8 protein-coding genes are annotated in these 7,629 nt (G+C 44.0%); 5 read left to right on the top strand and 3 right to left on the bottom strand.

Translation table 11 applies throughout. From position 1 onward, the window contains the following. Window positions 1-114 precede the first annotated feature (114 nt). Together mepA and AB4167_RS08370 are read left to right on the top strand one after the other, a co-directional pair. Complete coding sequence (gene mepA, locus AB4167_RS08375) at window positions 115-954, top strand: penicillin-insensitive murein endopeptidase (protein WP_136977259.1); 840 nt, start codon at window positions 115-117, stop codon at window positions 952-954. A 273-nt stretch (window positions 955-1,227) separates the two neighbouring features. After that, entirely contained in the window at window positions 1,228-1,536 is a 309-nt protein-coding gene (locus AB4167_RS08370; protein WP_017062536.1) for a hypothetical protein, read from the top strand. Window positions 1,537-1,578: 42 nt separating this feature from the next. Here AB4167_RS08370 and AB4167_RS08365 read toward each other — a convergent pair whose 3' ends face one another. From AB4167_RS08365 to rdgC, 3 genes are all read right to left on the bottom strand, one after another. After that, window positions 1,579-1,833, bottom strand: a complete 255-nt coding sequence (locus AB4167_RS08365) for a YfhL family 4Fe-4S dicluster ferredoxin (RefSeq protein WP_004735061.1) — start codon at window positions 1,831-1,833, stop codon at window positions 1,579-1,581. Between the two features lie 34 nt (window positions 1,834-1,867). Beyond that, the gene (gene yegQ, locus AB4167_RS08360; protein WP_017062848.1) at window positions 1,868-3,286 is read right to left on the bottom strand and encodes a tRNA 5-hydroxyuridine modification protein YegQ; all 1,419 of its coding nucleotides are present in this window, start codon (window positions 3,284-3,286) and stop codon (window positions 1,868-1,870) included. Between the two features lie 206 nt (window positions 3,287-3,492). Continuing rightward, on the bottom strand, window positions 3,493-4,407 hold the full coding sequence (gene rdgC, locus AB4167_RS08355) for a recombination-associated protein RdgC (RefSeq protein WP_017062534.1): 915 nt from the start codon (window positions 4,405-4,407) through the stop codon (window positions 3,493-3,495). 194 nt (window positions 4,408-4,601) lie between these two features. Between rdgC and phoB the strand changes: the two genes are divergently transcribed. The 3 genes from phoB to AB4167_RS08340 are packed head-to-tail and all read left to right on the top strand — an operon-like array spanning window position 4,602 to window position 7,597. After that, on the top strand, window positions 4,602-5,291 hold the full coding sequence (phoB, locus tag AB4167_RS08350) for a phosphate regulon transcriptional regulator PhoB (RefSeq protein ID WP_004735064.1): 690 nt from the start codon (window positions 4,602-4,604) through the stop codon (window positions 5,289-5,291). A gap of 33 nt (window positions 5,292-5,324) precedes the next feature. Further along, window positions 5,325-6,623, top strand: a complete 1,299-nt coding sequence (phoR, locus tag AB4167_RS08345; RefSeq protein ID WP_004740365.1) for a phosphate regulon sensor histidine kinase PhoR — start codon at window positions 5,325-5,327, stop codon at window positions 6,621-6,623. Then, on the top strand, window positions 6,620-7,597 hold the full coding sequence (locus AB4167_RS08340; protein ID WP_032548820.1) for a PstS family phosphate ABC transporter substrate-binding protein: 978 nt from the start codon (window positions 6,620-6,622) through the stop codon (window positions 7,595-7,597). Before phoR ends, AB4167_RS08340 begins: the two co-directional genes overlap by 4 nt. Window positions 7,598-7,629 lie beyond the last annotated feature (32 nt).

The following is a 7,629-nucleotide window of genomic DNA, read 5'->3' as shown; positions in this document are numbered from 1 at the left end:
TTTTACTTTAATTGGTATAATTCACTAGCTACCACCAAAAACTTAAGTACGATATGCACCTAATCCTAAATGGCGACTAATATAATGAGTAAGCGTCGGTAATTTGGGATTATTATGAGGTTCTTTTTTGCACTGGTTGTATTCTTTTGTTCATTTTCTCTATCAGCAACTTTGTGGGAAAAAGAGAGTCACCCTACTAAAAATTCACCCTCATCAATTGGAAGCTATGCCAATGGCTGTCTAGACGGCGCGCAGGCTTTGCCTATTAATGGTTTGGGGTATCAGATCATTCGCCCTCAAAGAGAGCGCTACTATGGCCATACAGAAGCTATAAAGTTTATTGAGAGGTTAGGAGTCACGACCAGCGAGAAGCTCAATACTAATTTATTGATCGGTGATATTTCTCTTCCCAGAGGAGGGCGCTTTTCTTCAGGTCATTCAAGTCATCAAACAGGGTTAGATATTGATATATGGCTAAGGTTAACCAGTAAGAGGTTGTCAGAGAACGAATTAGCTGTGCCTAAACCTGTGAGCGTTGTGGATCTTACCAACTACAAATTGCGTGAATCGAATTGGACCGATGATCATTTTCAAGTTATTCGTTATGCGGCGAAAGATGAAAAAGTGGTGCGTATTTTTGTTCATCCAGTGATCAAGCAAACCCTTTGTGAACAAGAAAACTCTGACGCTAATGATAGAGCTTGGTTAGGCAAAATAAGACCTTGGTGGGGACACCACTCCCACTTCCACGTTCGTTTAAAGTGTCCTGAAGGCAGTTCAAACTGCATAGCTCAAGCGAGCCCTCCTAAAGGTGATGGTTGCGGATATGAACTTGCAAGTTGGGCTCCACAGACTGTTCCAGTTCCACCTCCTAAAAAAGTAGCGAAAACTAAGAAAAAGAAAAAAGTTAAAGTGATGCCAAGTCAATGTTTGGCCTTGATATCTAAGAAGTAATCCTGTTTATCGAGGCTTTTTACAGTGGTACTGCCACTGGTTTTTTCGACTCTAAAACTGGAGAAATATCACACTTTTGTCTAGAGTTTATAAACACGAGATTAAGAACATCGTTTGATATTAATAAAAGCAATAACGGTATCAGCAAGGGCGATGGCGAATTTGACAAGGTTTGGTCAGGGATTGAGTGTTTTGGGGTGAAAGATGCGGCTTATATGCAGTATGCGAAATCAGAGTCTGATACCCGTCGATAGATAATTCAAGGATAAGACTATGACTATGATTTGTGCGAAGGAATTTTCAGAATGGTTAAGACATAGGTTCAACGCTGAAAGCTCGGGTATTTCAATTTCAAGAGATGACATCAATCAGCTAACAGGCAGACAACGTTTAGACCCTAGTTTCGTAAATGATGTTCACTATGAATTGATGCAGTATGGAATGGCATTTGTGACCGATACCAGCAGGGAAAACTTTTATCTTGTTCCTATAGCTCAATCAATAAACTGGCGAGAACGACTCGAATATCAATTTGAAAAAGAGCTCTTCTGCAATATTTATCCAATCGGAAAATCAGGATGAAAAAAAAGGTTCAACTTATGGTTAAGTTGAACCTTTCTTCTTTTAGGTCAAGCCTTGAATGATAACAAACTTCTCAAGTAGCTCGTCATCAGTTTCAATATGGTTTGGGTCAGTGATGATGCATTTTGTAATCGGACACACTGACTGGCATGTTGGCTTTTCATAGTGACCTTTACACTCTGTACATAAATCAGGATCGATCTCGAAGATGCTGTCGCCCATAGTGATTGCACCATTTGGACATTCAGGATCACACATATCGCAGTTTATGCACTTGTCAGTAATTAACAGAGCCATTATTTTCTTCTCAAGTAAGTCGCTTAAGTAAAAATTATTTGCCTGATGCGTTACGTGTATCTTGGCCTTCGCTCAAGTTACGCATCAGCAAGCCGTACTCTAGATCTAGATCTGCTGGTACAGGAATAAATACAAAGTGACCGTTACCTTTCGCATCGTCGACCGCTTCAGATTTGCGGTTTTCCATAACTTCTAGTTTGAAAACAACGTTACCTTTCGGTGTCATCATTTCTAAGCTGTCGCCTACTAGGAACTTGTTCTTCACTTCTACTTCCGCTAGGTCACCACGGCGCTTACCTGTGAACTCACCAACAAACTGTTGAGTGTCAGAGATAGAGTAACCGTACTCGTAGTTTTGGTATGTATCGTGTGTATGGCGACGTAAGAAGCCTTCAGTGTAACCACGGTGAGCTAGGCTCTCTAGTGTACCCATTAGGCTTTCATCGAATGGTTTGCCTGCCACTGCATCGTCAATAGCTTTACGGTAAACCTGAGCAGTACGTGCACAGTAGTAGAAAGACTTAGTACGACCTTCAATCTTCAGAGAGTGAACACCCATCTTCGTTAGGCGCTCAACGTGTTGGATTGCACGAAGGTCTTTTGAGTTCATGATGTAAGTACCATGCTCATCTTCAAACGCTGCCATTTTCTCTTCTGGCTTGTGTGATTCAGAAAGCAGAACCACTTCGTCTGTTGGTTTACCAAGGCCTAGTGTGTTGTCTGGACGCTCATCTTGAACTTCAATGTCTTGCGTTTCTACTTCTTGAATAGCAACACCAGTAGGGTTTGCTTCAACGATCTGACCGTTTTCGTCTTCTTTCGCTGCTTCTGTTTTGTATTCCCAGCGGCAAGCGTTGGTGCAAGTACCTTGGTTTGGATCGCGCTTGTTCATGTAACCAGAAAGCAGACAACGGCCTGAGTAAGCCATGCAAAGAGCTCCGTGAACAAAGATCTCTAGCTCTGTTTCTGGGCAGTGTTCGCGAATCTCTTCGATCTCTTCAAGCGATAGCTCACGAGATAAGATCACACGCTCAACGCCTTGAGTTGACCAGAACTTAACGGTCGCCCAGTTTACTGCGTTTGCTTGAACAGAAAGATGGATTGGCATTTCAGGGAATGCTTCACGAACCATCATGATAAGACCAGGATCTGACATGATAAGCGCGTCAGGGCCCATGTCTACAACTGGTTTGAGGTCGCGAATGAATGTTTTTAATTTAGAGTTGTGCGGCTGAATGTTACATACAACATATAACTTTTTGCCTTGAGCATGAGCTTCATCGATACCGATTTGTAGGTTTTCGTGATTGAACTCGTTGTTACGAACACGAAGGCTGTAACGTGGCTGGCCTGCGTATACTGCATCTGCGCCGTAGGCGAATGCGTAACGCATGTTTTTGAGGCTTCCTGCCGGTGATAATAGTTCAGGTACAAATGGTTTTTGTGTAGTCATTGCTTCGTTCTCTAATCTGATCTCAAGTCAGGTTGATACCACCAAGTGATATCAAAGGGGCGCAAATTTTACGCTAAAATGAGTTTGGTTGATAGCCCTAAAGATAGCAATGACATTAACAAGAGGGTCTAGAGGCAGATATAAGTGAGAACTTAGTGAGAAATAAGCTCAGATACCGTTAGCACCTGAGCCTATAGTTTGACTGATTAAGCGTTAGGTTGAGTTAACCCGCCTAATGATTCAAATAGGTTTGGAAGGAAAACACTGAACTCACCACAAAGTAGAGAGAAGTCCGCATCAAAACGCGCAGCTTGATCTTCACGAGGAATATCGTCGTTTTCGTCTTTGAGCTCATCACTGAATTTTAGGCGTTTGATGCTGCCATCTTCTGCAAGAATGAATTCAATACGGTCTTGCCAGTTGATAAGAAGTTTCGTCACCATCTTATTGGCTTCGATGTGGTTTTTAATCTCATCAGCTTCTAGTTCTTGTTTCTTAACTCGAACAATACCGCCGTCTTCTTGAATAGATTTTAGTTCTGCTTCATCAAGCATAGTGATGCCTTGTGGCGTATCACCTGATTTCACCCATTCTGTAAGAGTCGTTTCGATCGCTTGCTCTGGGATAGCTGGCACTACTGGCAGGCTACCCATTGTCTTACGTAGCAATGCTAATACATCTTCTGCTTTTTTGTAGCTGCTCGCATCAACCACAATGAAACCTTCTTTTGGCATGATCAGCGCGTAAGTGAAGTTGCTGCGGCTGAATGCTCGAGGAAGTAGATCAATGATGATGTCTTCTTTTAGGCTGTCTTTCTCTTTCTTTTTCAGAGGGGTACCAGACTCTGCCTCAAGCGTTTCTACTTTTGCGTTCAATGATTCTTTGATCACAGAAGCGGGTAGCATTTTCTCTTCTTTCTTTGCACAGATAAGAATGCGGTTTTCTGATACGTGCGTCATCATATCGCCATGTCTACCCATTGCGTGTACCCAACCAAACTTCTGTTTGTCTTGGCTACCACAAGGAGTAAAGCGGAATTCTTCAAGTTGTTTCTCTAGCTGATCTGCGTTGAAATCAATATCACGGTTGAAGCGATAGACTAGGCAATTTTTAAACCACATAAATTTTTCTCATACCTTTTTAGAAGTGCTTCATGATATGAGATCTAATTCGATTTGTCCCTAGCTCTGTATCAAAAGTTATAAAGTGAAATGTTTGAGACAGTTATATGAAAATTTGTTTTCAAAGGTCACAAAAGTGTCATAATTAACTCAGATAATGCAATGCGTTGATTAAATACAAAGGCTATTCAATTATGTCGAGAAGGATTCTGGTCGTTGAAGATGAAGCACCTATTCGTGAGATGCTGTGCTTCGTGCTTGAACAAAAAGGCTACCAAGCAGTAGAGGCTGAAGATTACGATACAGCGGTAAACAAGCTATGTGAACCTTTCCCAGATCTAGTATTACTAGATTGGATGCTACCTGGTGGTAGCGGGATAAACTTTATCAAGCACATGAAGCGTGAAGAGTTAACTCGCAACATCCCAGTGGTGATGCTAACGGCTCGTGGCGAAGAAGAAGATAAGGTTCGCGGTTTAGAAGTTGGCGCTGACGACTACATTACCAAACCGTTTTCGCCAAAAGAGCTTGTTGCTCGCCTTAAAGCGGTGATTCGTCGTGTAACACCAACGGCATTGGAAGATGTGATTGATGTACAGGGCCTTAAATTAGACCCAGTATCACACCGCGTGACCGCAAGTGAAGGTCCAGTTGATATGGGACCAACAGAATTCAAAATGCTGCATTTCTTTATGACGCACCAAGAGCGTGTATACAGCCGAGAGCAGCTGCTTAACAACGTTTGGGGTACCAATGTTTACGTTGAAGACCGAACGGTTGATGTACATATTCGACGCCTGCGTAAAGCGCTTGAGTCTGCAGGTCACGATAAGCTAATCCAAACGGTTCGTGGCGCTGGCTACCGTTTTTCTACAAAGGCTTAATGTGGCTTCGCTGCCCAGTTTACGGAGTCCTGAATGGTTGAAAAGTTAACCTGGAAAAAGCTGGCTTGGGAGCTGGCTTTTTTTTACGCACCATGGGTTTTAGTCGGATGGATATTCGGTTACCTACCTTGGTTGCTGCTGGCTGCTACGGTATTGCAGCTCGGCTGGCATCTACACAACCAAATGCGTTTGTCCGCATGGCTGTGGGATGAGAAGCGTCTAACTCCACCTTCAGGCTCTGGGAACTGGGAATCTCTGTTTAACGGTATTTATCGTATGCAGCAGAGACAGCGTCGCAAACGCAAAGAACTGACTAACCTTATCCGCCGTTTCCGTAACGGTGCAGAATCGCTTCCCGATGCCGTTGTGGTATTTCGCGGTGAAGGCAATATCGTTTGGTGTAACAAGCTAGCTCAGTATTTGCTGGGCTTTCGTTGGCCAGATGATTCAGGTCAACCGATCTCGAATTTGATTCGTACTCCAGATTTTATTAAGTACCTTAATAAGCAAGATTTCTCTGAGCCATTAGAGATGCCTTCTCCATTGAATGTGGAGCGTATGCTCGAGCTGCGTATTGTGCCGTATACCGAGGGTGAACACCTGATGGTGGTACGTGATGTGACCCAGCTTAAGCAGTTAGAAGGCATGCGCCGTAACTTCTTCGCTAACGTTTCTCATGAATTGCGTACGCCGATGACCGTCCTTCAAGGTTACCTTGAAATGACCGAAGATCCAGACATGATCGTTGGCCCAATGTGGACCAAGGCGCATGGCGTAATGACTGAGCAGCTCAATCGAATGAACAGTTTGGTTAATCAACTACTCACGCTTTCGAAAATTGAAGCGGCGCCAATGCATGAGTTGGATGAAGTGGTCAACGTTCCGGCGATGCTTGAGGTTCTTGAGAAAGAAGCGGCGAGCCTTAGCGGTGAGCGCGAACATAAGCTTGAGTTTGATATCGATAAGAGCCTACGAGTTCTTGCCGATGAAGACCAATTGAGAAGTGCGATATCGAATTTGGTTTATAACGCGGTTAAATACACACCCGCAGGTGCAACGGTCAAAGTGCGTTGGTATCAAACCAGCCAAGGCGCGTGCTTAGATGTGTCAGATACTGGTGATGGTATTGAGCCTCAACACTTACATCGACTCACAGAGCGCTTCTATCGTGTAGATAAAGCCCGCTCTCGTGATACCGGTGGTAGTGGTCTTGGATTAGCGATTGTAAAGCATGCGCTTAGCCACCACGATTCACATCTCGAAATTCAAAGTGAAGTGGGCGTCGGCAGTCGTTTCCATTTTACTTTACCAAATCGACTGACCGTATCATGAGTTGTTCGATACGCAGGATGCATTTTCCAGTCAGCTCATTATTAGCGTTTGCTTTAGTTAACCCTGTGCATGCCGAACAGGGTGTCGATTCTCTTCCTGATTATTCTAAGGTTCCGGGAATTTCTGGGAGCTTATTATCGGTCGGTTCGGATACCTTAGCGGGTATGACGACGTTATGGGTGGAAGAGTTCAAGTCCTACTACCCAAATGTTAACGCTCAAGTCCAAGCATCGGGTTCTTCTACTGCTCCTCCAGCCTTAACCGAAGGGACTGCACATCTAGGGCCAATGAGTCGTCCGATGCGCCTGCGAGAAATTGAAGCATTTGAAAGGGAGCATGGATATAAGCCAACAGCACTGCGAGTTGCTATCGATGCGATTGGGCTTTTTGTGCATCGTGATAACCCTATTGAGGGGCTTAACTTTCGTCAGATTGATGGCATTTTTTCTGAGACATTACGCTGCGGAGCAACAAGGCCCCTCAATAACTGGCAAGATCTCGGAATCGATCAGCCATGGGCGAAACATCGATTCCAATTGTTCGGTCGCAATTCTGTATCGGGGACTTATGGATACTTCAAACAGAATGCACTGTGCGGCGGTGACTTTAAAAATCGTGTGAATGAGCAACCTGGTTCGGCTTCAGTCGTTCAGTCGGTCGCTTCATCCATCAGTGGGATTGGCTACTCAGGTATTGGCTATCGTGTCGCTGGCGTTAAGTTAATTCCTATTGCTGAGCATGGTTCTGATTATGTAGAGCCGACTCGAGCGAATATCTTGAGCGGTGATTACCCTCTATCACGCTTTCTTTACGTATACGTGAACAAACACCCAGATAAACCGCTTTCTCCCGTTGAAAGAGAGTTCCTCACTTTTGTGTTCTCAAAGCAAGGACAAGAACTTGTAGAGAAAGATGGCTATTTAGCAATACCGTCTGAGTTCGCAGAGCAAGAGTTGGCAAAAGTCGGGCTCTAATTCAGGCTGCGGTAAACTTAGATAAGAAACGT

Source organism: Vibrio sp. 10N.286.49.E11 (genome assembly GCF_041469505.1).
Taxonomy (GTDB): Bacteria; Pseudomonadota; Gammaproteobacteria; order Enterobacterales; family Vibrionaceae; genus Vibrio; species Vibrio crassostreae_C.
Note: the sequence above shows the minus strand (reverse complement) of the source record. Positions and strands in the feature narration are given on the sequence as shown.

What these genes read in the sequence shown, in the direction of transcription:
- AB4167_RS08340 (WP_032548820.1), top strand. Translation starts at nt 6,620, where the DNA reads ATGAGTTGTTCGATACGCAGGATGCATTTTCCAGTCAGCTCATTATTA.
- AB4167_RS08370 (WP_017062536.1), top strand. Translation starts at nt 1,228, where the DNA reads ATGACTATGATTTGTGCGAAGGAATTTTCAGAATGGTTAAGACATAGG.
- phoR (WP_004740365.1), top strand. Translation starts at nt 5,325, where the DNA reads ATGGTTGAAAAGTTAACCTGGAAAAAGCTGGCTTGGGAGCTGGCTTTT.
- yegQ (WP_017062848.1), bottom strand. Translation starts at nt 3,286, where the DNA reads ATGACTACACAAAAACCATTTGTACCTGAACTATTATCACCGGCAGGA.
- phoB (WP_004735064.1), top strand. Translation starts at nt 4,602, where the DNA reads ATGTCGAGAAGGATTCTGGTCGTTGAAGATGAAGCACCTATTCGTGAG.
- rdgC (WP_017062534.1), bottom strand. Translation starts at nt 4,407, where the DNA reads ATGTGGTTTAAAAATTGCCTAGTCTATCGCTTCAACCGTGATATTGAT.
- AB4167_RS08365 (WP_004735061.1), bottom strand. Translation starts at nt 1,833, where the DNA reads ATGGCTCTGTTAATTACTGACAAGTGCATAAACTGCGATATGTGTGAT.
- mepA (WP_136977259.1), top strand. Translation starts at nt 115, where the DNA reads ATGAGGTTCTTTTTTGCACTGGTTGTATTCTTTTGTTCATTTTCTCTA.